The sequence below is a fragment of the Herbidospora cretacea genome (assembly GCF_001570605.1).
GTDB classification, from domain to species: Bacteria; Actinomycetota; Actinomycetes; order Streptosporangiales; family Streptosporangiaceae; genus Herbidospora; species Herbidospora cretacea.
This window is the reverse complement of sequence record NZ_BBXG01000013.1, coordinates 160,341-187,193: the sequence shown is the minus strand read 5'-3', so window position 1 is coordinate 187,193 and position 26,853 is coordinate 160,341. Positions and strand designations below refer to the sequence as shown.

20 protein-coding genes and 2 pseudogenes are annotated in these 26,853 nt (G+C 71.4%); 11 read left to right on the top strand and 11 right to left on the bottom strand.

The genetic code is table 11. From position 1 onward, the window contains the following. Positions 1-13 precede the first annotated feature (13 nt). A complete protein-coding gene (locus AW270_RS24780; protein ID WP_218009337.1) occupies positions 14-2,062 on the top strand; it encodes a heavy metal translocating P-type ATPase in 2,049 nt (682 codons plus the stop codon). Between the two features lie 12 nt (positions 2,063-2,074). Here AW270_RS24780 and AW270_RS24775 read toward each other — a convergent pair whose 3' ends face one another. Further along, a complete protein-coding gene (locus tag AW270_RS24775) occupies positions 2,075-2,443 on the bottom strand; it encodes a BlaI/MecI/CopY family transcriptional regulator (protein ID WP_061297902.1) in 369 nt (122 codons plus the stop codon). Between the two features lie 150 nt (positions 2,444-2,593). Between AW270_RS24775 and AW270_RS24770 the strand changes: the two genes are divergently transcribed. Next, a complete protein-coding gene (locus tag AW270_RS24770) occupies positions 2,594-3,580 on the top strand; it encodes a C40 family peptidase (protein WP_061297898.1) in 987 nt (328 codons plus the stop codon). 167 nt (positions 3,581-3,747) lie between these two features. Here the strand turns inward: AW270_RS24770 and AW270_RS24765 are convergent, their stop codons facing one another. Then, positions 3,748-4,746, bottom strand: a complete 999-nt coding sequence (locus tag AW270_RS24765; RefSeq protein WP_061297896.1) for an NAD-dependent epimerase/dehydratase family protein — start codon at positions 4,744-4,746, stop codon at positions 3,748-3,750. A gap of 139 nt (positions 4,747-4,885) precedes the next feature. Here AW270_RS24765 and AW270_RS24760 point away from each other — a divergent pair, with 139 nt between their 5' ends. The 4 genes and pseudogenes from AW270_RS24760 (at position 4,886) to AW270_RS24750 (ending at position 7,519) form a co-directional block, all read left to right on the top strand. Beyond that, positions 4,886-5,338 carry a MarR family winged helix-turn-helix transcriptional regulator gene (locus tag AW270_RS24760; protein WP_061297893.1) on the top strand — a complete coding sequence of 151 codons (453 nt, stop codon included), beginning with the start codon at positions 4,886-4,888 and terminating at the stop codon, positions 5,336-5,338. A gap of 129 nt (positions 5,339-5,467) precedes the next feature. Next, positions 5,468-6,403, top strand: a pseudogene (locus AW270_RS24755) (hemolysin family protein); the annotation flags it as partial. A 5-nt stretch (positions 6,404-6,408) separates the two neighbouring features. Beyond that, positions 6,409-6,618 (top strand): annotated as a pseudogene (locus AW270_RS42175) (hypothetical protein); the annotation flags it as partial. 190 nt (positions 6,619-6,808) lie between these two features. Beyond that, entirely contained in the window at positions 6,809-7,519 is a 711-nt protein-coding gene (locus AW270_RS24750; RefSeq protein WP_061297891.1) for a CNNM domain-containing protein, read from the top strand. A 246-nt stretch (positions 7,520-7,765) separates the two neighbouring features. Here AW270_RS24750 and AW270_RS24745 read toward each other — a convergent pair whose 3' ends face one another. From AW270_RS24745 to AW270_RS24735, 3 genes are all read right to left on the bottom strand, one after another. Next, on the bottom strand, positions 7,766-8,209 hold the full coding sequence (locus AW270_RS24745) for a DUF1707 SHOCT-like domain-containing protein (protein ID WP_063819322.1): 444 nt from the start codon (positions 8,207-8,209) through the stop codon (positions 7,766-7,768). Beyond that, complete coding sequence (locus AW270_RS24740; protein WP_061297887.1) at positions 8,193-8,882, bottom strand: phosphotransferase; 690 nt, start codon at positions 8,880-8,882, stop codon at positions 8,193-8,195. Before AW270_RS24740 ends, AW270_RS24745 begins: the two co-directional genes overlap by 17 nt. A 79-nt stretch (positions 8,883-8,961) precedes the next feature. After that, entirely contained in the window at positions 8,962-10,470 is a 1,509-nt protein-coding gene (locus AW270_RS24735) for a glycosyltransferase family 39 protein (protein ID WP_157522521.1), read from the bottom strand. Between the two features lie 307 nt (positions 10,471-10,777). Here AW270_RS24735 and AW270_RS24730 point away from each other — a divergent pair, with 307 nt between their 5' ends. The 5 genes from AW270_RS24730 to AW270_RS24710 are packed head-to-tail and all read left to right on the top strand — an operon-like array spanning position 10,778 to position 22,112. After that, entirely contained in the window at positions 10,778-11,614 is an 837-nt protein-coding gene (locus tag AW270_RS24730; protein WP_061297884.1) for an ABC transporter ATP-binding protein, read from the top strand. After that, positions 11,604-12,398, top strand: a complete 795-nt coding sequence (locus AW270_RS24725; RefSeq protein WP_061297882.1) for an ABC transporter permease — start codon at positions 11,604-11,606, stop codon at positions 12,396-12,398. Before AW270_RS24730 ends, AW270_RS24725 begins: the two co-directional genes overlap by 11 nt. A gap of 35 nt (positions 12,399-12,433) precedes the next feature. Continuing rightward, the gene (locus AW270_RS24720) at positions 12,434-17,161 is read left to right on the top strand and encodes a type I polyketide synthase (protein WP_082801808.1); all 4,728 of its coding nucleotides are present in this window, start codon (positions 12,434-12,436) and stop codon (positions 17,159-17,161) included. Continuing rightward, the gene (locus AW270_RS24715; RefSeq protein WP_061297877.1) at positions 17,158-20,955 is read left to right on the top strand and encodes an SDR family NAD(P)-dependent oxidoreductase; all 3,798 of its coding nucleotides are present in this window, start codon (positions 17,158-17,160) and stop codon (positions 20,953-20,955) included. Before AW270_RS24720 ends, AW270_RS24715 begins: the two co-directional genes overlap by 4 nt. After that, positions 20,952-22,112: an acyl-CoA dehydrogenase family protein gene (locus AW270_RS24710; protein WP_061297876.1), complete on the top strand. Its 1,161-nt coding sequence runs from the start codon at positions 20,952-20,954 to the stop codon at positions 22,110-22,112. The genes AW270_RS24715 and AW270_RS24710 overlap by 4 nt, the downstream gene beginning before the upstream one ends. A 6-nt stretch (positions 22,113-22,118) precedes the next feature. On the opposite strand, the gene AW270_RS24705 is transcribed toward AW270_RS24710, so the two are convergent. The 6 genes from AW270_RS24705 to AW270_RS24680 are packed head-to-tail and all read right to left on the bottom strand — an operon-like array spanning position 22,119 to position 26,823. Further along, positions 22,119-22,676: a 4'-phosphopantetheinyl transferase family protein gene (locus tag AW270_RS24705; protein ID WP_169807372.1), complete on the bottom strand. Its 558-nt coding sequence runs from the start codon at positions 22,674-22,676 to the stop codon at positions 22,119-22,121. 44 nt (positions 22,677-22,720) lie between these two features. Continuing rightward, complete coding sequence (locus tag AW270_RS24700) at positions 22,721-23,500, bottom strand: thioesterase II family protein (protein ID WP_061297872.1); 780 nt, start codon at positions 23,498-23,500, stop codon at positions 22,721-22,723. Continuing rightward, positions 23,490-24,569 carry an HAD-IIIC family phosphatase gene (locus AW270_RS24695; RefSeq protein ID WP_061297870.1) on the bottom strand — a complete coding sequence of 360 codons (1,080 nt, stop codon included), beginning with the start codon at positions 24,567-24,569 and terminating at the stop codon, positions 23,490-23,492. Before AW270_RS24695 ends, AW270_RS24700 begins: the two co-directional genes overlap by 11 nt. Then, positions 24,569-25,717, bottom strand: coding sequence for an acyl-CoA dehydrogenase family protein (locus AW270_RS24690; RefSeq protein WP_061297868.1), 1,149 nt, complete (start codon positions 25,715-25,717; stop codon positions 24,569-24,571). Before AW270_RS24690 ends, AW270_RS24695 begins: the two co-directional genes overlap by 1 nt. Position 25,718: 1 nt before the next feature. Further along, entirely contained in the window at positions 25,719-25,967 is a 249-nt protein-coding gene (locus AW270_RS24685) for an acyl carrier protein (protein ID WP_061297865.1), read from the bottom strand. A gap of 10 nt (positions 25,968-25,977) precedes the next feature. Continuing rightward, positions 25,978-26,823 (bottom strand): 3-hydroxyacyl-CoA dehydrogenase family protein, encoded by an 846-nt coding sequence (locus AW270_RS24680; RefSeq protein ID WP_061297961.1) that lies wholly within the window; start codon positions 26,821-26,823, stop codon positions 25,978-25,980. Positions 26,824-26,853: the final 30 nt, after the last annotated feature.

Below are 26,853 nucleotides of genomic sequence, written 5' to 3'. Positions count from 1 at the left end.
GGACCTGACCGGCATGGTGCACTCATCCGCGAACCATGTGCATGCCGACGCCCCGTCACACGAGGCGTCCGGACATGCGTCCCACGAAGGCCACGGCGGGCACGGCGATCACGTCGCCCGGTTCCGGCGGCTCTTCTGGATCATGCTCGTCCTGGCGATCCCCACGGTCCTCAGCTCCGGGATGTTCGCGATGATCATCGGATATCACCTGCCGGACCATGTCGCGATCCGCTGGATCTCACCTGTGCTCGGCAGCGTGATGTACGTCTGGGGCGGGCGGCCCTTCCTGACCGGAGCGGTCGACGAGCTGCGATCGCGCAAGCCGGGCATGATGCTGCTGATCGGCCTGGCGATCACCGTGGCGTTCGTCTCGTCGCTGGGGGCGTCCGTCGGACTTCTCGATCATCAGCTGGACTTCTGGTGGGAGCTGGCCCTGCTGATCGTCATCATGCTGCTGGGTCACTGGATCGAGATGCGGTCTCTCGCGCAGACCACGTCCGCGCTGGATTCTCTCGCGGCCCTGCTGCCCGACGAGGCCGAACGGGTCGACGGGGATCAGACGGTGCCTGTCAGGCCCGCTGACCTGCGGCTTGAGGACGTCGTCGTCGTTCGCCCGGGTGGCCGCGTCCCGGCTGACGGGGTCGTCGTCAGCGGTTCCGCGAGCATGGACGAGTCGATGATCACCGGGGAGTCGCGGACCGTGCGGCGCTCGGAGGGGGACAAGGTCGTCGCCGGTACGGTGGCGACCGATTCGGGCCTGCGCGTACGGGTGACGGCCGTCGGGGACGACACGGCGCTCGCGGGCATCCAGCGACTGGTCACCGACGCGCAGAACTCCTCGTCCCGGGCGCAGCGCATCGCCGACACCGCCGCCGGGTGGCTGTTCTGGTTCGCTCTGGGGGCGGGCGTCGTCACGGCGGGCGTCTGGTCGCTCGCGGGGGCTCCCGACGAGGCGGTCATCCGGACGATCACGGTGCTGGTGATCGCCTGCCCGCACGCCCTCGGGCTGGCCATCCCGCTCGTCGTCTCGATCGCGACCGAACGGGCCGCGCGCGGTGGTGTCCTGATCAAGGACCGGCTGGCGCTCGAGAGCATGCGGACCGTCGACACCGTGCTGTTCGACAAGACCGGCACCCTGACCCGGGGCGAACCCAGGGTCGTCGCCGTCGAACCCGCCGGCGGGCACACGGTCGAGGAGGTGCTGGCCCTGGGCGCGGCGGCCGAGACCGACAGCGAGCACCCCCTGGCGCGGGCGGTCGTGGCGGGGGCGAAGGAGCACGGAGCACGCGTCGCGTCCGCCGACGACTTCGAGTCTTCACCCGCCGTCGGGGTCGCGGCCACCGTCGACGGGAGACGGGTCCAGGTCGGCGGTCCTCATCTGCTGGAGCGGGAAGACGTCCGGGAACTCGGCGTCGCGGACGAATGGCGCTCGGACGGTTCCACGATCCTGCACGTCCTGGCAGACGGCCAGGTCGTCGGCGCGCTGAAGCTGGCCGACGAGATCCGGCCGGAGTCCCGCGACGCCGTCGCCTCCCTTCGCCGACGCGGCGTGCGGGTCGTCATGATCACAGGGGACGCCGAGGCCGTCGCCCGGTCGGTGGCCGACGACCTCGGCATCGACCGGTACTTCGCCGGTGTCCGCCCCGAGGACAAGTCCGACAAGGTCAAGGAGCTGCAGGACGAAGGGCGCCGCGTCGCGATGGTCGGGGACGGCGTCAACGACGCCCCCGCCCTCGCCCAGGCCGACGTGGGCATCGCGATCGGCGCGGGCACCGACGTCGCCATCGCGTCGGCGGGGGTCGTGCTCGCGAGCGACGACCCGCGGTCGGTCCTGTCGGTCATCGACCTGTCCCATGCCGGTTTCCGCAAGATGAAGCAGAACCTGTGGTGGGCGGCGGGCTACAACCTGATCTCCGTCCCGCTAGCCGCGGGGGTGCTGGCGCCGGTCGGATTCGTGATGCCGATGTCGGTGGGCGCGATCCTCATGTCGCTCTCCACAATCGTGGTGGCGCTGAACGCCCAGTTGCTGCGCCGCCTCGACCTCCGGCCCGGGACCGCGTAAGAGCGGCGACTTTCATGGACTGCCCTTCGGCGGATGGACGCGGAGTGCCGCCTCCAGCGCCGCGGCCTCTTCGGGAGTGAGCCGCTCCAGGAAGTGGACCAGGGTGGCCGCCGGATTGGCGCCCGACGCGAGGACCTCACGCATCAGCTGGGCGGTGTAGGCCTCCTTGGAGGCGACCGGCTCGTAGATGTAGGCGCGGCCGACCGGCTCCCGGCGGAGCAGCCCCTTGGTGTGCAGGTTGTCCATCACCGTCATCACGGTGGTGTACGCGATCTCCCGATGCCGGCGGAGGTCCTCCAGGACGAACCGGACCGACGCCGGGCGGCGGTAGGACCAGAGCCGGTCCATGATCGCGGCTTCCAGATCTCCCAGGCCCCGCATCGCCCGCATCGTGTCGGCCCCCCTGACCCCGTGATGGTCACCGGGGTCGTAGTCGGAACCTCCATTGATACCTTCCGGCATCAATCCGGCCATACAGATCAAGGATCTTCTGTACCATTTCGTGACCCCGATCTACGAGGAGACCTAGTAGTGCCCTTACGGACGCGAGCCAGACACCTCCAGTTGATCGCGGGCGGTCTCGCGCTCGCCGTCGTGGCCAGTCCGAGCCAGGTCGCGGCCGAGCCCAGGCCCACCATCCCCCAGGTCCGCGCCAAGCTCGTCAAGCTCAACGAACAGGCCGACGAGGTGGTCGAGCAGTACAACCAGGCCGAGGAGGCGGTCGCCGCGGCGGACAAGAAGTACCGGTCGCTCGGCGCGACCCTGAAGAAGAAGAACGAGCATCTCGACGGGCTCAAGCGGCAGCTGGTGTCCCTCGCGGTGGGCAGTTTCCAGACCGGCGGGTTCGCCGGCGCCCGGATGTTCGCCTCCCCTGACGACAGCGGTCAGGCGATGACCCGGATGCTCCTGGTCGACCAGATCGCCCGCACCCAGAGTGAGGTGCTGCGCGCGTACGAGGCGACCTCGGTGGAGCTCCGGGAGCAGCGTGCCCAGGCCAAGGTCGTGCTGACCGAGGCGGACGCAGCACGGGACAAGGTGGGCAAGGAGAAGAAGAAGGTCGAAGGGCTCATCCGCGAGCAGACCAAGCTGCTCAGGCGGCTCAACACCTATCGGGTCGGCAACCCCGACGGCTCCGGGGTCAAGTACACGGGTTCGGCGTCGGGAAACGCCCGGACCGCGCTGCAGTTCGCCTTCGCCCAGATCGGCAAGCCCTACCAGTACGGAGCCGAGGGGCCGGGATCCTGGGACTGCTCCGGCCTCACCCAGGCCGCATGGGCCAGCGCGGGGGTCCAGCTTCCCCGCACGACGTACACCCAGTGGGCCTGGGGAGCGAGCCGGCGCGTCTCGCTCGACGCGCTCCAGCCCGGCGACCTGCTGTTCAGCAACGGGCTGGGACACATGGGGATGTACGCGGGCGACGGCAAGATGGTTCACGCCCCCCAGACGGGCGACGTGGTCAAAGTGGTCGACCTCGACGGCTACTGGCGCGGGCGCCTGCTGGGCGCCATCCGTCCCTGACCGTCCGGCCGGGTGACCGCTGTGACCCGACGTCACGGCAGCAGGAGCGACTCAGCCCCAGAAGCGCGCACAAATGTGAGCAGCAACGCGATCACCGTGAGAAGCGATGCCACCGGGTTCAGCCTCGACGGATCATGACGCACGGCTGAGCCGCCGGCCTCTGGTCGTCACATCGGTCTGGTCGTCCCGGAAGAGGCCATCTCGGCCAGGCCTTTCTCCACGCTCATGTCAGGCGAGTAGCCCAACTCCCTGCGCGCGGCGGTGATGTCGTAGGAACGGTCGCGGCCGGTGAAGCTCACCAGCCAGTTCGTCAGCGGAGGCGCCGTCTTGCGGCGGAGCAGGCGGGCCGTGCGGTCCATCGTCGCGGCTATGGGCGCCGCGATCGCCAGCGGGACGCTGCGGCTCCTGGACAGATCCACGCCTCGGGTGGCCAGCAAGGGGGTGAGAAAGTCGCGAAGGGGCATGGGCGTGCCGTCCGTCACGTAGTACACCCCGCGGTGGCGGCCCCGGGTGAGCGCGAGGACGGCGGCGGTGGCCAGGTTCTCGACGTGCACGAAGTCGACGACGTGCCTGCCGTGGTCGATCCAGGCGAACCGTCCCGCCTCGGCGACCTCGGCCATCTCGTCGATCGTCGTCATGCCGCGGCCCCAGACGAACGGCGGGCGGAGCACGACCAGTTCGGTGTCGCCGCCGGGGGCTTTCACCAGGGCGCGCTCGGTGGCCAGTTTGACCCGGCTGTAGGCGATGTTCGGCCGGCCTTCCGGTGTCGACTCGTCGACGACGGGGCGGCGTTGGCTGCCGGTGGAGACGGACGCGGCGCTGATGAGGACGAAGCGCCGCACCCCGGCCTCGACGCTCGCGGCGTGCAGGGCGAGGGCCGGCACGTGGTTGGCCTGTTCGAAGAGCGCGTCGGGGCCCCAGAACTCCATGTGGGCCGCGACGTGCACGACCGCGTCGGCCTCGCGCAGCCTGGCGAGCCAGGCCGGGGATCCGGGCCGGCCGAGTTCGGCGAGGTCGCCGGGGACGGCGTCGGCTCCGGCCGCGCGCACCCGCTGAACGCTCGAACTCGATCGGGCGAGCGCCAGGACCTCGTGTCCTTCGGCGAGGAGGCGGTGGACGAGGGCGCCGCCGACGAATCCGCTGCCGCCCGTGAGGAAGACCTTCATGATCGCACTCCTGGTGATCGAGGACGCGCTTCTCGTGCGCGCCCGCCCGGTCGATGCATAGCCGTCGAATAGTTCGGTGTCGATGCATCGACGTCTATGTAACCTCCCGTACGATGAGGGCGTCAAGAGGAGGCAGGCGATGCCGAACGCGAAGAAGCAGCCGACCGCGGCACAGGTCGCCGACGAGTTCAGCCGCACGGCCAAGGTGCTCGTGCGTCACTTCAACGAGCGGCTGGGCGAGCACGGGGTGTCGACGCCGAGGTCGCGCCTGGTGGTGGAGGTGGCGCGTTCGCAGCCGGTCAGGCTCACCGAGCTCGCTCTCGCGGTGGGCATCGCCCAGGGGACCGCCTCCACCCTGGTCGACGCGCTCGTCCGGGACGGGCTGCTGGAACGCCAGACCAGCGCGGGCGACCGCCGGTCCGTGCTCCTCCGGGTGACGGCGCAGGGCGCCGCACTGGCCCAGGACTGGACGGCCGGCTACGAACTGGCGGCCGAGGAGCTGTTCAGGCCGCTCACCCCCGAGCAGCTGTCGACGCTGGCCGACATCCTGCGGACCCTCAGCGCCGGCGAGGCGCCACTCGCCGGCGGCTGACGCGGTCGGCCCTGGAACGACCGTAAGCATCCGCTCGTTCGGAACCCCAAGAAGGTACTAATCGGACAGGAGTGGATGCGTAGAAGCGGACGGTAACAATCCCGGCGAACCTGGTGAGCTGACGCCCGGATGAGCATCCTCCTCGGCCTCGTCGCCGTGTTCGTCCTGACCCTCGCCACCGGCTACTTCGTGGCTCAGGAGTTCGCCTACGTCACCGCCGACCGGCTGGCCCTGACGCAGAGGGCGGCGGAGGGCGACAGGAAGGCCGCTCGCGCCGTGAAGGTGCTGGAGCGGTTGTCGTTCATGCTGTCGGGCGCCCAGCTCGGCATCACCGTCACCGCTCTGATCGTGGGTTTCATCGCCAAGCCCGCCCTCGCCGAGCTCATCGCCCCCGGGCTGGAGGCGCTCGGCGTGCCGTCCGGCGCGGTCGGCGCCGTGGCGCTGGTCCTCGGGTTCGTCGTGGCCACGGTCATCCAGATGATCCTCGGCGAGCTGGCGCCCAAGAATCTCGCGCTGGCCAGGTCGGAGGCTCTCGCCCGCGCCCTGGCGAGCTCGACGCTCGTCTATCTGACCGTGGCGGGGCCCGTCATCAGGCTGTTCGACGCCTCCGCCAACCGCCTCCTGCGGGCGATCGGCATCGAGCCGGTCGAGGAGCTCCACCACGGCGCGACCCTGGAGGAGCTCGGCCACATCATCGGCGAGTCGGAGCGCCACGGGCATCTGCCCGGCGACCAGGCCGACATCCTGGCCCGCGCCCTGGCCTTCTCCGACCACACGGCCGAAGAGGTCATGGTGCCCCGCGTCGACGTCGTGACGATCAGCGGCTCGGCCGCCGTCTCCGCGCTCGACGAGCTCCTGGCCCGCTACGGGCACACCCACTATCCGGTGATGGGCGCCCGCATGGACGAGGTCGTCGGCATCGTGGGGCTGCGGGAACTCGTGCGGGTCCCGCCCGCCGGAGCGGCGACGACGAAGGTCGCCGACATCGCCAGGGACGTCCTGGTCGTGCCGTTCTCCATCACCCTGCCGGATCTGGTGGCGCAGATGCACCGGAGCGGCGAGGAGGTCGCCTGCGTCGTCGACGAGCACGGCGGCCTGGCCGGGCTGGTGACGTTGGAGGACGTGAACTCGTCGGCGAGATCACCGACGAGAACGACGCCGAGATCGTCACGGTCAGGCGCGACGATGACGGCTGGACGGTCGACGCCGCCCTCCGCATCGACGAGATCGCCCTGGAGACCGGTCTCGAACTGCCGGACCTGGACGAGTACGACACCGTCGCCGGCCTGATCCTGCACCACCTCGAACGGTTCGCCGCGCCGGGTGACGTCCTCATGGTGCCGCTCACCCCGTCCCTGACCGCAGGAGCCCCCCGACGGGTCGAGGTCCAGGTGCGTCTCCGAGCCGCTCATCGCCGGAACGCTCACCCCCGCCTTCGAGGCCGTCGGGCTGTCGGCCACGATGGCGCATGTGGTCGCGTTCGTCATCGCCCTGGCGATCGTGACGTTCCTGCACATGGTCATCGGGGAGATGGCGCCCAAGTCGTGGGCCATCGCCCACCCCGAGCGGTCGGCCACCATGCTGGCGCTGCCGTTCCGGGGCTTCACGATGCTCGTCCGGCCGGTCCTGACCGTGCTGAACGGCGTCAGCAACCTGCTGCTGCGCGCGGTCAGGGTGCAGCCGACGGACGGCGAGTCGCCGCCGCGCACCCGCGACCAGCTCCAGCGCCTGGTGGAGGAGTCACGCCGCCTGAAGCTGATCGACGCCGACGACCACGTGGTCCTCACCCAGGCGCTGAACGCCCCCAGCACCCCGATCGAACCGCTGGTGGTCCCGGCCGGGGACATCGTCGCCGTGCCCGCCGCGTCCTCGCCGCAGGACGTGATCGAGCTGAGCGCGGCCAGCGGCCGCACCCGGCTGATCGTCAGCGACGCGGACGGGCCCGCCGGGGTCGTCCACGTGCGGGACGCCTACCTCGCGCGCAGGAGGGGCAGCGCGGTGAGCGCGGCGAGCCTCGGCCACCCGCTGCCCGTGCTGTCACCGGAGACGACGGTGTCCGACGCGGTCGCCGCCCTCCAGGAGGCGCACGGCCAGCTCGCCGTCGTCCGCGGCCCCGACGGCACGGTGACCGGCCTGGTCAGCCTGGACGACCTGCTGGCGACCCTGCTGCCCGTGGGGTGACGCACTACCCGGTCACAGGGCCGACGCCACCTGGTAGCGCGCCGCCCACCCGCTCGGCGAGACTGCTCACGTCGCACTCGCGCCGGGGCGGCCAGCAGTCCGAACAGAGCGGCCGCCTCATGGAGCCTGCGGGGTGGGGTCGGCGGCCACGTCTTCCGTCTTCTCGATACGTTTCGGGCAATGCGGCCACGCTCCAGCCGCCGCCGTGCCGGAACCCCGGCCCACGATCGTGAGCCGGGGTCCCGTTCAGGGACGCGCGTTCTGCCGGGAGGCCGAGACGGCGTAGGTGAGGCCGAGCAGGGTCAGGCCCGGCGGGAAGATGACCCACATCGGCCAGAAGTAGAGGACTTCCCCCTCGGTGAGGCTGAGCAGGACCCAGATCACCAGGTTGAGGGCGACCTTGGCCGCCCACGCGACCCAGACGACCTTGAGCCAGCGGGGTAACGCGCCCGCCGCCACGGCCGGGGCTCTCGTCTGGGTGGCGGTGGCCGTGGAAGACGCGGTCTGGGGGCTGGGGAGGTCGAGGAGGAGGTTGTCCAGGTCGGCGAAGGTGACCGAGGCGTAGGCGCGGCTCATGCGGTCGTTGTACTCGTCGAGGCTGAGGCGGCCCTCGTCCACGGCGGCCAGCAGGTGGGCGACGGCGGCCTCGCGATCACCATCAGATACCCGGACTTCACGTCGGTCTGCCATTGACTGCCTCCTCGAGGGTCGTGTGTTCGCGGGCGAGGAGGCGGTCGATGGCGGCCGTCTCCGCGTTGTCGGCGTTGCGGTCGGTACGGCGGCGTTCCGCCATCACGGTCAGGTAGGGCCGGGCGGCCTCGCGGTCGACGCGGTCGAGGAAGGCCGCCAGCATGAGGTCCCGGCTCGGGCGCAGCTCGGGCTCCACGTGGCCCGACGCCAGGGCCAGCCAGGTGGAGGCGATGTCGGCGGCGGAGGCGCCACGGCCGGCGGTGGCCCAGTCGATGACGCGGGGGCCGTCGCCGGTGAGCAGCACGTTGTGCGGGTGCAGGTCCAGGTGGAGCAGGTGGTTGCCGACACAGGCGGCGGGGAGCCAGCCGGGGGCGCGTACGGCGGACAGCTTCTCGAGCAGGTCGGCGAGGAGGGTGCCGTGGTCGGAGACCCGGCACGGATGGGCGGCGGCGTCCTGGAAGAGGCTGGGGCCGTCGAGGCGCTCCATCAGGATGTCGGGGCCGTCGGCGTCGTAGACCTGCGGCGCGGGGAAGCCGCCACGGCTGGCGTGGCGCATGACGGACGCCTCGCGTTCCAGGCTCCGGCCGTCTTTGGCCCGCCGGATGACCTTGCCCGCTCCGGCCTCGTAGATGTCGCAGTCGCGGCCTGACCCGATCAGGCAACCTACGCGCATGTCAGCCAGGCTAAGCGGAGAAGGGCCGCCGGAGACCGGCCTGCCGGTGACATGTTCTGACCGCTCATCGGTGCCTCCATCAGCTGTGCCGCAGACTCGGCCAGAGGGCGGACCAGGCGACGGGAGCCGCGCCGCAGATCCGGATGACGTTCTCGCTGAGCTGATTGTCGATGTCGTGGCCGATGTCGACCGGGCCGACGAGGCGGCAGTCGGTGAACCGCGCGGCGATCCAGCGGTTCTCGGCGGCGTGGACCAGCAGGACGGGGCCGTCGGCGCTGTCCGGGGGCGGGCCCCAGTCGGCGTAGCTCATGTGTCCCGAGTAGGCGGCGGGCAGGCCGTGCTGGGGGCCGTAGAGGGCGATCGCGGCGGCCTCGCCGTAGTTCTGGGCGAGGATGACGGCGCGGGCGCGGTCGGGCTCGGGGATCTGGCGCCAGGCGTCGGCGACCGACCCGACGAACTGCGGCCAGCCGATCTGCGCCCCCACCTCGGCGTTCAGCGCGTTCGGGAGCCCGGCGGCGGCGGGCGGCAGGACCGGGAGCCCGATGACGACGTTGATGGCGGCGGCGACCGCGATGCCCGCGACGAGGACGCGCGGCCGGACCCGGGCGACGACGGGCGCCGCACCGGCCGCCATCGAGACGATCAGCAGGGGCAGGACGTAGTACGCCTTGCCGCCGGTGAGCAGCACGACGGTGAACAGCAGCAGGGTCGCCACGGGGATCAGCCGGGCCCAGCGGACCGACGGGTCCCGCCACAGGCGGACCAGGCCGGCCACCCAGAACGGGAGGAACAGCGGGGAGAGCTGCGCGATCAGCAGCGGGAGGAGCATCGCGCGGTCGTCCGCGCCGTCCTCGCTGATGCCGGCCGCGACCGCGAACTGCGGCCAGCCGTTCGCGGCGCTCCAGATCAGGTTGGGCGCGGCGATGACCAGGGCGATGAGCGCGCCGATCGGCAGCCAGCGGGTGCGCAGCACGTCTCTCGGCCCGACCAGCAGCAGCGCCAGGAACAGGGTCACCACCAGCAGCCCGAGGAGCTGCTTGTTCTCCATGCCGACGCCGACCGCGACGCCGATCAGCACGAACCAGCGGCCGTCGCCGGTCCGGAGCAGGCGCAGCACCAGCAGGCTGATCACCAGCCAGGCCAGCATGTCGAAGGTCGCGGTGGCGAGCAGGTGGCCCAGGCCCAGGACGATCCCGGAACCGGCCGCGCAGCAGGCGGCGACGGTCTGCACCCGGCGGTCGCCGCCGAGTTCGCGGGCGATCAGGGCGACGGTCACGACCGCGGCCACACAGAAGATGGTGGCGACGACGCGCAGCGCGGCCGGGGAGTCGCCGAGCAGGGCGGTGCTCGCGCGGGCCAGCAGCGGGGTCAGCGGCGGCTGGTCGACGTAGCCCCAGTCGGGGTGGTCGCCGGCGACCATGAAGTAGAGCTCGTCGCGATGGAACCCGTACCGAAGGGACAGGGCGGTCAGCAGGACCGCGAGCGACGCCGCCAGCGCGGCGATCGGGCCCGCCGCGACGGGCGGCAGCCCCTTGAGGCGACTCTCGCCTGCCTCCGGCAACTTCGTGTCAGAGCGTTCGATAGCCACCCGGAGATTCTGACAGCAACGGGTCACCGTGAACAGCTGGCCGTTGTCAAGCACAAACAGCCGTTTTCGCAGGTCGGCCGACCTGGACCCGCAACCCCTGTCTTCACGGCGTCCGGCGAATAGGGGACACCCCTAGGGGAACGGCCGTTGGCCTGTTGTCTCCGGCCACTTCCTGCCAATAGCGGCCGGGCCGCCCGCCGCTACTGTAGCGGTAACTCGATTTCCTCAGTCAAATTCCCGAATTCCCCATTCGCGGATATGCGAAAAGCACAGTCTTTTCGAGGTGAACACTCAAGGAGGTGACACCTTGCTGCAAGCCATTGATCTCGTCAAGCGATACGGCCCGGTCCTGGCGTTGGACGGATTCAGCCTGAGTGTGGCGGCCGGCGAGATCGTCGGCCTGGTCGGGCACAACGGCGCGGGCAAGACGACCTTCGTGGAGATCGTGTCGTACCTGGTCCGTCAGGACGGCGGTCACGTGACCATCGACGGGCGCCCGCCGTCGGCGAGCAGGGGGCGGGTGGGCGTCGCGCCGCAGCACATCGCGCTCTATCCGTCCGTCACCGTGCGCGAGCACCTCAACCTGTTCGGGAAGCTCGCGGGGCTGCGCCGGGCCGCGCTCGACAGCGCCGTGGAGGAGCTGACCGTCGCGCTCCGGCTCGGCGCGTTCATCGACCGCAGGACGGCGGCGCTGTCCGGCGGGCAGCAGCGGCGCGTCCAGGCGGCCACCGCGCTGATCAACCGGCCCGGTCTGCTGCTGCTGGACGAGCCGACCGCGGGCGCCGACCTGGAGACCCGCGAGGCGATGCTCGACGTCGTCAAGCAGCGCGCCGGCGAGGGCGCGGCCATCGTCTACACCACGCACTACCTGCCCGAACTGGTCGAGTTGCAGGCCACCATCGCGGTGGCCCGCAGCGGCCGGATCATCGCGCGGGGCACCTACGACGAACTGGTCGACGGGCTGCCCGGGGAGGTGCGGCTGATCCACGACAACGAGGAGGAGGTCCGCGTCTCCACCACGCAGCCGGCGGCCACCCTGATCGACCTGCTGGGCCGCGCCGAGCGGCCGATCAGCACGATCGAGGTCCACAACCCCTCCTTGGACGACCTCTACCGATCCCTGGCGGTCAGCGATGCTCCTTGAGACCGGATACCGTCCCGGGCCGGCCGCTGCCCTGCGCGAGTCCCTCCACCGGATCCGCGCGATGGCCGGCAACAACACGCTCATCCGGCTCCGCGACCCCGGCCAGACGATCAGCTACGTGGTCATGCCGATGGTCCTGATGCTGGTCCTGGAGCCGCTCTACGTGCGGGCGGTCGACGGCGGCACCACCAAGGTGGTGACCGGGCTGCTGGTCATGTTCTCGGTGTTCGCGATCTCCATCGCGGGCAACGCCATCCTGGCCGAGCGCACCTGGAAGACCTGGGACCGGCTCCGGGTGAGCCGGGCGCCGGCCGCCGAGCTGCTGATCGGCAAGACCCTGCCGATCTACGTGGTGATGATCGCCCAGCAGACCATCCTGCTGATCTACGGCTGCCTGGTCATCGGCCTGCCCATCCCGGGCAACGTCCCGCTGGTGCTGGGGGCCATCCTGCTCTGGGCGTTCACGCTGCTGGCGATCGGCGCGCTGCTGGCCGCGATCGTGCGCAGCCACGGCGAGCTCAGCGTGATCACGGACGTGGGCGCGCTGACGCTCAGCTCGCTCGGCGGGGCGCTGGTGCCGCTGAGCCTGATGCCGGAGTGGGCCCAGGTCGCCGCGCAGGCGTCCCCCGGCTACTGGGCCCTGGAGTTGCTGCAGGCCGCGGTCGCCGGTGACACCGCCGGAGTCCTGAAGCCCGCGGCGATCCTGCTGGGGATCGCGCTGGTCTGCGGCGCGTTCGCGATCCGCCGGCTCACCCGCGGCTGGGGCCGCGGCGGGCTCCTCTAAAAGAATTCCCACCTAAAAATTCGGTGAATAGGGGCATGTTGATGACTCAGCAACATCCACCTGGTGACTCGCAATACCCCGCGGACGAGTCCGATATTGCGATCATCGGCATGGCCGGTCGATTCCCGGGAGCCAATGACGTCGAAACGTTCTGGCGGAACATCAGCACCGGGGTCGAATCCTTCACGCGTTTCTCGGATGAGGAACTGATCGAGGCGGGCGTGCCGGCGGCGACGTTCTCGAAACCGAACTACGTCCGGAGCCGGCCGATTCTCGACGAGATCCGCGGATTCGACGCGGCGTTCTTCGGCTACAACCCGCGCGAGGCCACGCTGGCCGATCCGCAGCAGCGGCTCTTCCTCGAATGCGTGTGGGAGGTCCTGGAGTCGGCCGGGTACGGCTCGCCGGAGAGCCGCGGCTCGGTCGGCGTGTTCGCCGGCATGAACATCAGCGGCTACCTGCTGACCCGGCTGCAGGCGTTCGCCATGGGCATCGACACGTCCGCGCTGATGATCGGCAACGACAAGGACTCGCTGGCCACGAACGTGTCGTTCCGGCTGGACCTGTCCGGGCCGAGCGTGACCGTGCAGACGTTCTGCTCGACCTCGCTGGTCGCGGTCCACCTGGCGAGCGAGGCGCTGCGCCGGGACGAGTGCGACATGGCGCTGGCGGGCGGCGTGTCGGTCCGCATCCCCGATCGGACCGGCTACCTGTGGGAGGAGGGCGGCCAGGAGTCGCCCGACGGCCATGTGCGGACCTTCGACGCGCAGGGCCGCGGCAGCATGTTCGGCGACGGCGCGGCCGTGGTCGCGCTGAAGCGCCTGGGCAGGGCGATCGAGGACCGGGACACCGTGCTCGCGGTGATCCGCGCCTCCACGATCAACAACGACGGCGCGATGAAGTTCAGCTACCTGGCCCCCAGCATCGACGGCCAGCGCCGCTGCGTGTCCAAGGCGATCGAGAAGGCGGGCATCGAGCCGTCGCAGATCTCCTACGTCGAGGCGCACGGCACCGCCACCGAGGTCGGCGACCCGATGGAGGTCGCGGCCCTGACCAGGGCGTTCGGCCAGACGGAGAAGAAGCAGTACTGCATCCTCGGCTCGATCAAGCCGAACGTCGGCCACCTCGACCGCGCCTCCGGCGCGACCGGCCTGATCAAGGTCGTCCAGTCGCTGCGGCACGAGCTGATCCCCGGGACGCTCCACTACACCTCGCCGAACCCCGAGATCGACTTCGAGGCCAGCCCGTTCTACGTCACGTCCCAGCCCACCCCCTGGCCGCGCAGCGCCGACCGGCCGCGCATCGCCGGGATCAGCTCGCTCGGCATGGGCGGCACGAACGCGCACGCGATCATCGTCGAGGCCCCCGTCCCGGCCGAGCGCCGGGAGCGGCCCCGCCGCTGGCAGATCCTCCCGGTGTCGGCCCGGTCGGCCGCCGCCGCCGAGGCGATGGCGGCCCGCCTGGGCGAGCGCGTCGCCGCCGACCCCGGCCTGGACCTGGGCGACGTCGCCTACACCCTCCAGAAGGGCCGCAAGGTCTTCAACCACCGCAAGGTCATCGTCGCCGACGGCAACGCCAGGGCCGCCGCGCTGCTCGCCGACCCGGCCGGGCCGCTGGGCCGCACCGACACGGCCGTCGGCCGCAAGACCGGGTTCCTGATCGCCGGCGTCGGCGAGCAGTACCCGGGCATGGTCGCCGCCCTGTACGAGGAGGAGCCCGCCTTCCGGGCGGACGTGGACGAGTGCGTCAGCCTGCTGGGCCTCACCGAGGCCTCCCAGCTGTCCGACGTCTTCGTCCCGGCCGGGCCCGCGACCGCCCCCGACCTGGCCGCGCTGCTCGGGCGGACCGGGGACGCCTCCCCGCGCTCGACCCCGAACGCGCACCTCATCCAGCCCGCCGTCTTCGTCGCCGAGTACGCGCTGGCCCGGCTGCTGATGAGCTGGGGCGTCAAGCCGGAGATCATGGTCGGCTACAGCCTCGGCGAGTACGTCGCGGCCTGCCTGTCCGGGGTGCTGTCGCTGGCCGACGCGCTCAAGCTGGTCGCCTACCGGGCGAAGCTGATCACCTCCCAGCCGGAGGGCGGCATGCTGGCCGTCGCCGCCGACGAGAAGCGGCTGAAGGCGGTGCTCGGCGACCTCGGCCTCGACGTCGCGGTCCGCACCGGCTCGCAGCTCGTGCTGGCCGGGCCGGAGGAGAGCGTCGAGGCCGCCGCCGCGCGGCTGCGGGCGGCGGAGATCGGCTGCCGCCGCCTCCAGACCACGCACGCCTTCCACTCCCGGATGCTCGAACCGGTCGCGGCCGAGCTGACCTCCTGGATCAGCGCCAACGTGACGCTGAACCCGCCGTCCATCCCGTACGTCAGCAACGTCACCGGCGAGATCGCCACCGCCGAGCTCGTCACCGACCCCGGCTACTGGGCCCGCCACATGTGCGAGACGGTCGAGTTCGGCGCCGGGCTCGCGCACGTGCTGCGCGGCGGCGACCTGACGCTGACCGAGATCGGCCCCGGGCAGTCGCTCGGCGCGCTGACCCGCGGCCACCCCGACTGCGACCGCAACCAGTGGCCGCTGATCGTCACCACCCTGCCCGGCCAGGGCGACCAGGTGGAGACGCTCGCCGCCACCGCGACCGCCGTCGCCAAGCTCTGGCTGGCCGGGGTCCCGATCGACTGGGACGCCCTGCACGACGGCTGGACGCCCGGCCGGGTCCCGCTGCCGACCTACCCCTTCGACCGCCAGGACTACTGGCTGGAGATCGACCAGTCGGCGCTGACGCCCGGCGTGCCGCTGCTGGACGAGAGCGACCCCACCAGCATCGCGACCGCGCTGCCGCGCCTGCCGGACGAGCGGTGGATCAACGTCCCCGTGTGGCGGCAGACCGCGCCGCAGCTCGTCCGCGCGGAGGAGCAGACCAAGTGGCTGCTCTTCACCGACGCGGGCCTGGCCGACACGCTGACCGGATCGGTCCGCGCCGCGCTGGACGCGCTCGGCCACGAGGTCGTCCTGGTCCGGCCCGGCGACGCCTACGCCGAGACCCCAAACGGCTTCGTCATCCGCCCCGGCTCGCAGGACGACGTCGTCGCCGCCCTGCGGACGCTCGGCGGCCGTGAATTCACGCCGGAGCGGGTCGTGCACCTGTGGACCGCCGACCCGGCCCCCGCCGAAGGCGACGCCACCCAGGAGTGCCTGAAGCGCGGCCTGTACACGCTGGTCTCCTTCGCCAGGGCCGCCGTCGACCTCGGCCTGCCGGCCTGGGCGCTGGACATCGTCACCGTCGGCAGCCAGAAGGTGCTGACCGGCGACGACGTCATCCCCGAGCGCAACACGCTGCTCGGCCCGACCCGGCTCATCCCCGTCGAGTACCCGAGGGTCAAGACCCGCCTCATCGACATCGACGCCGGCACCGGACCGGCCGCCCTGCGCGGGCTGCTGGCCGAGCTGCGGGCCGACCCCAACGACCAGGTCGTCGCGCTGCGCGAGGGCCGCCGCTGGACGCCGGGCTACGAGGTGCTGGACGCCGCCAACATCGACAGGACCGACCCGGTCGTGGACGTGCGGCGCGGCGGGACGTACCTGGTGACCGGCGGCCTGGGCGGCATCGGCCTGGGCATGGCCGAGCTGCTGGCCGGGAAGTACCAGGCCAACCTGGTCCTCATGGGGCGCACCGCCGTCCCGCCGAAGGACCAGTGGAACCAGATCCTGGCCGCCCCCGGCACCGCCGACGAGGTGCGGCGGCGCGTCGAGGGGCTGCGCCGGCTGGAGGCGGCCGGCGTCGGGGTCGTCACGGTGGCCGGAGACGTGTCCAAGGTCGCGGACGTGCGCCGGGCCGTCGACGCGGCGATCGAGCACTTCGGCGGGCTCAACGGCGTCCTGCACTGCGCGGGCGTGCCCGCCGTCGGCCTGATGCAGTTCAAGACCGTGGCCGACATCGAGCGCACGCTCGCCCCGAAGGTGGCCGGTTCGCTGGCCCTGGCCGAGGTGCTGAAGGACGTGCCGGTCGACTTCCTCGCCCTCTACTCCTCCACCACCTCCGCCACCGGCGGCGGCGCCGGGCAGGTCGACTACTGCGCGGCCAACGCGTTCCTGGACTCCTTCGCGCTCAGCGACCCGCTGCCCGGCGCGCTGGTCACCTCGGTCGACTGGTGCGAGTGGACCTGGAACGGCTGGACGGAGGGCCTGGAGAACTACGACGAGGGCTCCAAGCAGTACTTCACCTGGTACCGGGGCCTGTTCGGGCTCAGCTTCGAGGACGGCTTCGAGACCCTCGTCCGGGTGCTGAACAGCGGCGAGCGGCACGTGGTCGCCTCCACGCAGGACTTCGCGCCGCTGGTCGCGATGAGCCGCAAGTCCTCGATCGAGAGCCACCAGGCGACGGTCAAGAAGCTCAGGGACGCCTTCGGCCGGCACCCCAGGCCGGACCTGTCGACCGCGTTCGTGGAGCCGCAGAACGAGGCCGAGGAGAAGATCGCCGAGGTGTGGACCGAGGCGCTCGGCCTGGAGTCGGTCGGCGTCCACGACAACTTCTTCGAGCTGGGCGGCAACTCGCTGCTCGGCATGGAGATCATCACGGAGGTCCGGAAGGCGCTCGGCCTGACCTACCTCCCCCCGCACATCCTCTACCAGTCGCCCACGATCTCGTCGCTCGCCGAAGCGGCCACCGCGGGCGAGGCCAAGGAAGAGCAGACGGCCGACGTGCGCGAACAGCAGCGCACCTCGCGCATCGAACAGCGGCGGAACATGCTCCGGAGCGGAAGGACGTCATGACAGAAACCGACTACGCCTCGGCGGTGGCGCTGATCGGCATGTCCGGTCGTTTCCCGGGCGCCGACAGCGTCGCCGACCTGTGGCGGAACGTACTGTCCGGGATCAAGGGACTGCGCGAGATCACCGACGAGGAGCTGCGCGAGAACGGCGTCGAGCCGGGCCAGATCGCCGACCCGCGCTACGTGCGGATCGGCGGCCCGCTGAACGGCCTGGAGCACTTCGACGCGGGGGTCTTCGGGATCAACCCGCGCGAGGCCGAGATGATGGACCCGCAGCACCGGCTGTTCCTGGAGTGCTCGTGGGAGGCGCTGGAGGGCGCCGGCTACTGCCCCACCGACGTGCCGGGACAGGTCGCGGTGTTCGGCGGGTGCGGGTTCCCCGACTACGTGGTGAAGAACATCTTCCACCTGGCGGGCGCGCCGGGCGGCGCGATGCTGATGGCGATCGGCAACGAGCGCGACTCGCTGGCGAACCTGGTGTCGTACAAGCTGGGGCTGCGCGGCCCGGCGGTGTCGGTGCAGACGTTCTGCTCGACGTCGCTGGTGGCGGTGCACCTGGCGTGCCAGAGCCTGCTCACCTACGAGTGCGACATGGCGCTGGCGGGCGGCGCGTTCACGCCGCTCCCCCAGCCGGCCGGTTACCTGTACGAGCAGGGCGGCATCATGTCGCCCGACGGGAAGGTCCGCAGCTTCGACGCCGAGGCGGGCGGCACCGTGATGGGCAGCGGCGTCGGCACGGTGGCGCTCAAGCGCATGTCCGACGCGCTCGCCGACGGCGACGTGATCCACGCCGTCATTCTCGGCTCGGCCTCCAACAACGACGGCCGGATGCGGGCCGGTTACACCGCCCCGGGCGTCGACGGCCAGGCCGACGTGATCGAGACGGCCCTCGGCGTGGCCGGGGTCAAACCCGACACCATCGGCTACGTCGAGTGCCACGCCACCGGCACCATGCTGGGCGACTCGATCGAGCTGGCCGCGATGAACCGGGTGTTCACCCAGCCGCGCGAGACCCCGGCCGTGCTCGGTTCGCTGAAGCCGAGCCTGGGCCACCTCGACCGGGCCTCCGGCGTGACCGGGCTGATGCGGGCCGCGCTGAGCCTCAAGCACGAGCTGCTCCAGGGCGTGCCGGACTACGCCCAGCCGAACCCGGCGCTGGCCACCGCGCAGGACCGCTTCACCGTGCTGACCGAGCACCGGCCGTGGCCGGAGGGCCCGCACCCGCGCCGGGCCGGGGTCAGCTCGTTCGGCCTCGGCGGGACCAACGCGCACGTGGTGCTGGAGCAGGCGCCGCCGCGCCCGGTCCTCCCCCACCGGCCGGGCCCGCACCTGCTGACGTTCTCGGCGGGCGACGAGAACGCGCTGAACGAACTCGGCGAGCGCCTGGCCGGTCACCTGGCCGCCGACTCCGGCGAGGACATCGCGGACGTCGCGTTCACGTTGCAGATGTCGCGCGGCGGGTTCGCGCTGCGGCGCGCGGTCGTGGTCACCGACCGCGACGACGCGGTCGTGGCGCTGACCGACCCCTCCCGCTGGATCAACGCCAAGACCCAGCGCCGCAACCCCAAGGTGCGCCTGGTCACGCCGGAGGGCGTGCCGGAATCCTGGTGGCCGGAGCTGCTCGCGGCGGTCGACGCCGTGATCGGCATCGAGGACGGCACCGACCGGCACGACGCGGTCGGCGCGCTGGCCGACGGGCTGCGGCGGCTCGGCGTGCAGGTGTCACGCGAGGACAACGGCCAGACGTCGGAGGAGATCGCCGTCGCCCCCGCCGACGGAGTGCCCGCGGCCGAGTGGCTGCTGGCCACGCTGGCCCGGCTGTGGCAGGCCGGCAGCGCGATCGACTGGACCGCGCTGCACCGGGGCGCGGGCCGCAGGGTCGAGCTGCCCACCTACCCGTGGCAGAAGCGCCGCTACTGGGTGAAGGCCACCCCGAACGCGCAGGCCGCCCCGGTGAGCAACGACAAGACCTTCGACCGGTCGAAGTGGACGTACCTGCCCACCTGGCGGCAGCGGCCGTTCGCGGTCGCCGACCTGGACGAGCGGCTGCGGGCGGCCGGTCCCTGGCTGGTCTTCGCCGACGACGCCCGGGGCGAGGCGCTGATCGACCGGCTGGACGCGGCGGGCGCCGAGGTCACGGCGGTCCGCAGCGGCGAGAGCTTCGACCAGGACGACGCCGGGAACTTCACCGTCCGGCTGGACAAGCCCGACGACATGGCCGAGCTGATGTACTCGCTGCTGGTCGCGCCCCGCGCGATCGTCCACGGCTTCAGCCTGGCCGCGGCCGAGCCCGGACCGGGTCACGACCCGTCCGCCCACTTCGACGCCGAGCAGCGCCGCGGCTTCTACTCCGTGCTGGCGCTGGCCAGGGAACTGGTCGACAACAGCGGTTCCGCGCCGCGCGCCGAGCTCGCCCTGCTCACCTCGGGGGCGGTCGGCGTGCTCGGCTCGGACCTGCGCCACCCGGAGCACTCCACGCTGGCGGCGCTGGCCCCCAGCCTGGCCCAGGAGAACCCCCGGATCCGGGCCCGCACCATCGACGTCGACGCCGCCGGCCACCCAGTCGGCGACGCCGTCCAGATCCTGGCCGCGATCCTGGCCCCGCACGAGGGCCCGGTCGCGGTCCGCGCCGGCGAGACCTGGGTGCGGGCCTACGACCCGTTCCCGACCGAGGAGCTGACCGACGAGACCCGCCCGATCAGGAACGGCGAGACCGTGCTGATCACCGGCGGCCTCGGCGACGTCGGCCTCGTGCTCTCCCGGCACCTGGCCGCCGCGTACGGCTGCAACCTGGTCCTCACCGCCCGGTCGCCGCTGCCGCCCCGCGAGGAGTGGGAGGCGTTCCTGGCGCAGACGCCCCCCGGCGGGGAGCGCACCGCCCGGCACATCCACAACATCCTGGACCTGGAGCGCCGGGGCGCGACCGTGCTCTGCCTGTCCGCCGACGTGGCGGACGAGGAGCGGATGGCGGCCGTGGTCGAGGCCGCGGTCGAGCGGTTCGGCGGGATCGACGTGGTCGTGCACGGCGCGGGCGTGCAGGACGGGGCGTACTTCAACTTCGCCCACCTGATGGACCGCGCCCAGTGCGACGCCCACTTGGCCACCAAGGTCAAGGGCTTCCACGTGCTGGAGAAGGTGCTCGGCGGGCACGCAGCCGACCGGCGGATCACGCTGTCGTCCATCGCGGCGGTGCTGGGCGGCATGACGCTCGCGCCGTACGCGGCGGCCAACGCGGCGCTGGACGCCTACATCCGGCAGTCCCGGGTGGCGGGCGGCGCGCGCTGGGTGACCGTCGACTGGGACACCTGGAGCATCGACGCCACCCGTCTGGAAGGCCACAGCGAGGCCGTCGTCGGCTTCGCGATGGCCCCGGCCGAAGGCGTCGACGTCCTCGAGCGGGCCCTGGCGGCCATCGACCGGGTCGGCCACCTGGTCATCTCGACCGGTCCGCTGGAGGGCCGGCTGGCGCAGTGGGTCACCGGCGACATCCACGGCGCCGACGACACCCCCGACGACCAGGAACGCCACCCGAGACCCGACCTCAACAACCCCTACGTGGAACCGAGGGAGGGCACCGAGAAGGCGCTCGCCGACATCTGGTCGCGGGTGCTGGGCATCGAGCCGATCGGCGCCACCGACAACTTCTTCGAGCTGGGCGGCCACTCGCTCCTCGCGATCGAGCTGACCACCAGGATCCGCAAGACCCTGAACGCGTCGGTCCCGGTGACGGGACTGCTGGAGTGCCCGACGGTGCGCCTCCTGGCCGAGCTGCTCGACGAACGGGAGACCGAATGAGGCAGCCGGAGCACGTGCGGGCGGTCCAGGCGTTCGCGCGCAGGGAACTCATCGGCAAGGACGCCTACCTCGACTCGCTGGCCGAGGCGCCGCTCCCGCTGTACGAGCGGTTCGCCGACACCGGTCTGGCGAACTGGTGGGTGCCGAAGGAGCACGGCGGCCCCGGCCTCAGCCTGGAGGACGGCGTGCGGATCGTCGCCGAACTCGCCTACGCCGACGCCGGCGCCGCGTTCACCCTGTTCATCCCGGTCCTGACCACCAGCATGGTCTCCCTGTACGGCTCCCCCGACCTGCGGGACCACTACCTGGGCAAACTGGTGGCCGGGAGCGGGTTCTGCGCGACGCTCGGCAGCGAGCACGCCGCCGGCAGCGAGCTGGCCAGGATCACCACGACGGCCCGCCGCGACGGCGACGACGTCGTGCTGAACGGGGAGAAGGCGTTCTCCACGAACGCCGACTTCGCCGAGTTCCTGGTCGTGGTCGCCCGCGCCGAGCACGACCCGGCCGGCTACCTGGCGGTGCTGGTCCCCCGGGACACGCCGGGCATCCGGATCGACAAGCGCTGGGACGTGCTGGGGCTGCGCTCCTCGGCGACCTACCAGGTGACGCTGACCGACTGCCGGGTGCCGGCCGCCAACGTGCTGCGCGGCAACGGGCTGCGGCTGCTGGAGGTGGGGCTGAACGCCAGCCGCATCCTCATCGCCACCACGGCGCTCGGCGTCGCCCGCCGGATCCGGGACGTGTGCCTGGAGTACGGCAGGACCAAGCAGGTCAAGGGCGCCGTCCTGGCCGGGAACGCGGTGTTCGCGGCCAAGCTGGGCCAGTTCGAGATGCAGATCGACGTGATGGCGAACCAGTGCCTGGCCGCGGCCCGCCGCTACGACGAGATCGCGGCCCGGCCGGACGCGGCCGCGGAGTTCCTCCGGGTGGGCACGCTGAAGACGGCGCTGACCACGAAGATGTTCTGCGGCCAGACGGGCTGGCAGATCGCCTCGGCCGCGTCGGAGATGTTCGGCGGCGTGGGGTACACGCACGACTCGGTGATCGGCAAGCTGCTGCGGGACGTGCGGTACGTGTCGATCGTGGAGGGCGGTGACGACGTGCTGCGCGACCTGGTGTTCAACCGGTACGTGGTGCCGGTGTCCCAACGGTCGTGACAGTGGTCAAACAGTGGTGGTGACGACGGCGCCCGCGTAGCCGGGCGCCACATCGAGCCAGCGAAGGGAACGCGACGAACCCACCGTCGCGTTCCCTTCGTGCGTCACCAGCGCGTCCCGCAGACCGGCCAGGCCCGCCCCGGTCGCCTTGATGTACGCCTCTTTCGCGCACCAGAGCCGGAAGTACTCCTCCCGGGGAGAGGCGGCCCGGGTCAGGCGCTCGACCTCGGCGGGCCGGTACAGGTGCCGGGCCATGGCCAGGTGGTCGAGGTCGTCGCGGACGCGCTCGACGTCGACGCCCACCCGCAGGCCCGGCGGGGCCACCCCGATCAGCGCCCACTCCTCGGAGTGGGACAGGTTGAAGTCGACCGGGCGGCCGTCCAGGTAGGGCCGGCCGCCGGGCTCCGCGCCGAATACGAGACCCTCCGGCGGCAGGCCGGTGAGCCCGCCGAGGAGAGCCCGCAGGACGCCGTGCGCGACGGTGAAGCGGCGGCGCTCGACCGGGGTCGCCAGCGCCGCCGCGCGCGCCCGCTCGGGCCCGGAAAGCAGCGGGGCCCACCTCACGCCATCCGGCTGATCGAGGTGGACCCGCCACACGAAGGAGTCCGTCACATCCATTTGAGCAGGGCTTTGGAGATCAGCTTGTGGACCAGCGCGGCCTGCTCGAACACCGCGAAGTGGCCGCCGACGAACGGCTGGAGCTCGTACTCCCTGGTGGTCTGCTCCCCCCACGGCGTCACGGTCTCGGCCTTGATCCGCGCGTCGTCGGTGCTGGGCATGGCCGTGATGGGGATGTCCAGCGGCTTCTCCGCGCGGTACTCGTAGGTCTCCTTGATCGTGAAGTCGGCGACCACGGCCGGGAGGATCATGTCCAGCACGCCGGGGTCGGCCAGCAGCCACTCCGGCGTGCCGCCCAGGTCGCGCAGCATCGAGACGACCTCGGGCCGGGACATCTGCCCGACCGGCTTGCCGTCCTCGTAGGCGAGCTGCGGGGCGACCGAACCGGAGACGAACAGGTGCACCGGCGGCGGGCCACCGCGGCGGCGGATCTCACGGGCCAGCTCGAACGCGACGAGCGCGCCGAGGCTGTGGCCGTACAGGGCGTACCTGCGGTCGATCGAGCCGAGCGAGACGTCCGCCTGGACGATCTCGGCGAGGTCGGAGACCAGCGGGCCCATCCGGTCGTAGGCGGGCTCTCTCAGCCTGCTGTCCCGGCCCGGGAGCTGGATGGGCTGGACCGCCACCCCCGGCAGGACGCGCTGCCAGCTCCGGAAGGTGGAGGCGGCGCCACCGGCGTGCGGCAGGCAGTAGAGCGCGAGCGCGCCGGGGCCGGCGCCGGTCTGGCCCGCGAACGGCATCCACCGGGACGCCGCGTCGTCAAAGCTCATCGACGATCTCCAAGTGGACGTAGGGCGGTGGCGGCTGGACGGTGCTCAGGTCGGCCTCCAGCACCACGTGGACGCCGTCCCTGCCGACCTCGCGGAACCCGGCGAAGGCGTAGGTGATCTGCATCATCCGGTTGCGGCCGGTCTCCACGAAGTCGGCGCGCACGCTCACCCCGGCCGCCTGGGCCAGCCGCATGATGTGGTTGAGCAGCACCATGCCGACGCCGCGGGACATCACCCGGCAGGACATCAGCATCATGTTGAGCCGCCACACCTTCTCGCCCTTCTCCACCAGGGCCAGGCCGATCTTGCCGTAGCTGCCGAACCGGTCGGTCAGGGAGGCGACCAGCAGCAGGTGGTCGGGGGACTCGCGCAGCTCGTCGAGCTCCTCGTAGGAGTAGGTGCGGCCGGTCGAGTTGAGCTGGTTGGTGCGGACGGTCAGCTCCTCGGCCCGCTGGAGGTCGTCCCGCACGGCGGGGGCGATGGTGAACCGCATCTCCAGCCCGGCCAGGAACTCCTCGTTGGTGCCGACGAAGCCCGACTCCAGGTCGTCCCGCGCGGCCTGCGCCTGGTACATGGGGCGGCGCTGGGCCGACTCGTCGGTGACGAAGCGGGGGATGAACTCCGGCCGGGCCAGCGCCTCCTCCAGGTCGACGACGTCGACCAGGGTGACGGCGGGCAGGCCGTGGCCGACCTCGCCGCGTTCGAACTCCTGGTCGTCGACGAAGGCGAACGCGTCGAGCCCGAGGTTGAGCGCCTTGGCGATGCGCGCGACGGACTCTGACTTGGCGTTCCAGTTGATCTGCGGGTGCAGGAACATCTCGTCGAGGCCGAACTCGCGCAGCTTCTCCCAGGCGGCGTCATGGTCGTTCTTGCTGGCGATCGAGTGCAGCACGCCCATCTGGTCGAGCCGGTGGATGTGCGCCGCCACCGCGGGCCGCAGGGTGACCTCGCCGTCCTCCAGCAGCACGCCGTCCCAGAGCGTGTTGTCCAGGTCCCAGACCACGCACTTGATCCGTCCCTGGACGGGCTTCTCCGGGACGACAAGAGGCGTTTCGTCGACCACGGTCATCAGATGATCTCCCGTTCTGCCTGGCTGGCGATGGTGATGCGCTGGATCTCGTTGCTGCCCTCGATGATCTCCATGACCTTGGCGTCCCGGTACAGCCGTGCCACCGGGTAGTCGTGGCCGCAGCCGTTCGCGCCGTGGATCTGGACCGCCTCGGACGCGTGCCGGGCGGCGGCGGTGGAGGCGAAGTACTTCGCCACCCAGGTCGCCATGATCGTGGACGCCTCGCCGGCGTCCTTGAGCCGGCCGGCCTCGGCGACGAGCAGCCGGGCCGCCCGCGCGTCGGTGACCATGTCGGAGAGCTTCGCCTGGATCAGCGGCAGGTCCTTGAGGAGCGACCCGCCGACGGTGCGGCGGGAGGCGTAGGCGGCGCAGGCCTCCAGCGCGGCCTGGATGATGCCGACCGAGCCGGTCGCCACGCTGTAGCGGCCGAGGTCCAGGGTGCCGGTCAGCACCATGCCGGCGGTGAAGCCGCTCGGGCCGAGCAGCGCGTCCGGGCCGAGCGCGACGTCGCGGAAGGAGATCTCCGCGATCATCGACGCCCGGGTGCCGAGCATGTCCTCGATCGGCGTCACCTCGACGCCGGGGCTGTCCCTGGGGACCAGGAACGCGCCGATGCTGGTGGCCGTGCGGGCGAAGACCAGGAAGAGGTCGGCCCGCTGGCCGTTGGTGATCCACTTCTTGACGCCGTTGAGGACCCAGCCGCCGTTCTTCTCCACGACGTTGGTGGCGATCCCGGAGGCGTCGCTGCCGGCGCCGGGCTCGGACAGGCAGAACGCGGCGAGCACGTCTCCCCGGCCGAGCGCCGGCACCCACTGTTCGCGCTGCGCCGGGCTGCCCCACCGCTGCACCGCCCACGACACCATCGTGTGGACGGTGAGCAGGCTGCGCACCGAGGAGCAGCCCCGGCCCACCTCCTCGTGGACCTCGCCGAGGGTGACCAGGTCCATCCCCCCTCCCCCGGTCTCCCGGGGGAGGAAGGGGGCCCAGAGCCCGGCGGCGGTCATCCGCTCCAGCAGCTCCTCGGGGACCCGGCCCTGCCGGTCGTACGCGTCGGCGTACGGGACGATGTGGGTGTCGACGAACGCGCGGGCGGACTTCCTGTCGGTGACCTGAAGGGCGCCCGGCGCGGTCTCAGCCAGGGTCGTCATGTCAGACCCGCGCGGGCGAAAGCCGGTCCACCAGCTCCGCCATGGTGTTGGCGGACCTGAAATTGTCGATCTTCAGTTCGTCGTTGGGGATGGTGACCTCGAACGTCTTCTCGATGAACATCACCAGTTCCATGGCGAACAGCGAGTTCACGAAGCCCAGGGCGAAGATGTCCTGGGTCTCGTCGATCTCCGCCTGCGGGTATCGGGCGCGGACGAAGTCGAGGATCTGTTCCTTGGCGTTGCCGGACATGTCTGACTCCTTAGTTGGCGTAGGTGTAGAAACCGCGGCCCGACTTGCGGCCGTGCAGGCCCGCGTCGGTCATCTGCTTGAGCAGCGGGCAGGGGCGGTACTTGCTGTCGGCGTAGTGCTCGTAGAGCACCTCGACGCTGTAGAGGATGGTGTCGACCCCGATGAGGTCGGCCGTCTCCAGCGGGCCCATCGGGTGGCCGAAGCAGCTCCGGAACACCTCGTCGACCGACTCGGCGGTGGCGACGCCCTCGTGCACGAGGAACGCGGCCTCGTTCACGGTGAGCATCAGGACCCGGTTGGAGACGAACCCGCAGGCGTCCTTGACGTCGATGGCCTTCTTGCCCATCGCCGACAGCAGGTCGCGGACCCGCTCGACGGTCTCGGCGGTGGTGTGGAAGCCGGGGATCAGCTCGCACGCCGGCTTGGCCGGGACCGGGTTCATGAAGTGGACCCCGACGACCTTGTCGGGGCGGCCGGTGACGGCGGCGACCTTGGTGATCGGGATCGCGGAGGTGTTGACCACGAAGACGGTGTCCGGCCCGCAGACCGCGTCCATCGTCTCGTAGACCGCCCGCTTGACGTCCCAGTTCTCCGTCACGTTCTCGATGACGACGTCGGCCTTGGCGACCGCCTCCGCGCCCACCGCGGTGGTGATCCGGGACAGCACGTCGTCGGGGTCCAGGGCCGGGCCGCCCATCAGGCGGCTCATCCTGGCGTTGCGCCAGATGGTGGCGCGGGCCGCGGCGAGGATCTCCTCGTCCTTGTCGACCAGGACCACGTCGTGGCCGGTCTGTGCCAGGTTCTGGGCCACGCCGACGCCCATCACGCCGGCGCCCACCACACCGATAAGTGTCATGACCTCTCCGTTTCTCTGGTTGTCCTGCTG

Coding starts and splice junctions, on each gene's coding strand:
- AW270_RS24780 (WP_218009337.1), top strand. CDS start 14: ATGGTGCACTCATCCGCGAACCATGTGCATGCCGACGCCCCGTCACAC.
- AW270_RS24775 (WP_061297902.1), bottom strand. CDS start 2,443: ATGCGGGGCCTGGGAGATCTGGAAGCCGCGATCATGGACCGGCTCTGG.
- AW270_RS24765 (WP_061297896.1), bottom strand. CDS start 4,746: ATGAAGGTCTTCCTCACGGGCGGCAGCGGATTCGTCGGCGGCGCCCTC.
- AW270_RS24760 (WP_061297893.1), top strand. CDS start 4,886: ATGCCGAACGCGAAGAAGCAGCCGACCGCGGCACAGGTCGCCGACGAG.
- AW270_RS24745 (WP_063819322.1), bottom strand. CDS start 8,209: ATGGCAGACCGACGTGAAGTCCGGGTATCTGATGGTGATCGCGAGGCC.
- AW270_RS24740 (WP_061297887.1), bottom strand. CDS start 8,882: ATGCGCGTAGGTTGCCTGATCGGGTCAGGCCGCGACTGCGACATCTAC.
- AW270_RS24725 (WP_061297882.1), top strand. CDS start 11,604: ATGCTCCTTGAGACCGGATACCGTCCCGGGCCGGCCGCTGCCCTGCGC.
- AW270_RS24720 (WP_082801808.1), top strand. CDS start 12,434: ATGTTGATGACTCAGCAACATCCACCTGGTGACTCGCAATACCCCGCG.
- AW270_RS24715 (WP_061297877.1), top strand. CDS start 17,158: ATGACAGAAACCGACTACGCCTCGGCGGTGGCGCTGATCGGCATGTCC.
- AW270_RS24710 (WP_061297876.1), top strand. CDS start 20,952: ATGAGGCAGCCGGAGCACGTGCGGGCGGTCCAGGCGTTCGCGCGCAGG.
- AW270_RS24700 (WP_061297872.1), bottom strand. CDS start 23,500: ATGAGCTTTGACGACGCGGCGTCCCGGTGGATGCCGTTCGCGGGCCAG.
- AW270_RS24695 (WP_061297870.1), bottom strand. CDS start 24,569: ATGACCGTGGTCGACGAAACGCCTCTTGTCGTCCCGGAGAAGCCCGTC.
- AW270_RS24690 (WP_061297868.1), bottom strand. CDS start 25,717: ATGACGACCCTGGCTGAGACCGCGCCGGGCGCCCTTCAGGTCACCGAC.
- AW270_RS24685 (WP_061297865.1), bottom strand. CDS start 25,967: ATGTCCGGCAACGCCAAGGAACAGATCCTCGACTTCGTCCGCGCCCGA.
- AW270_RS24680 (WP_061297961.1), bottom strand. CDS start 26,823: ATGACACTTATCGGTGTGGTGGGCGCCGGCGTGATGGGCGTCGGCGTG.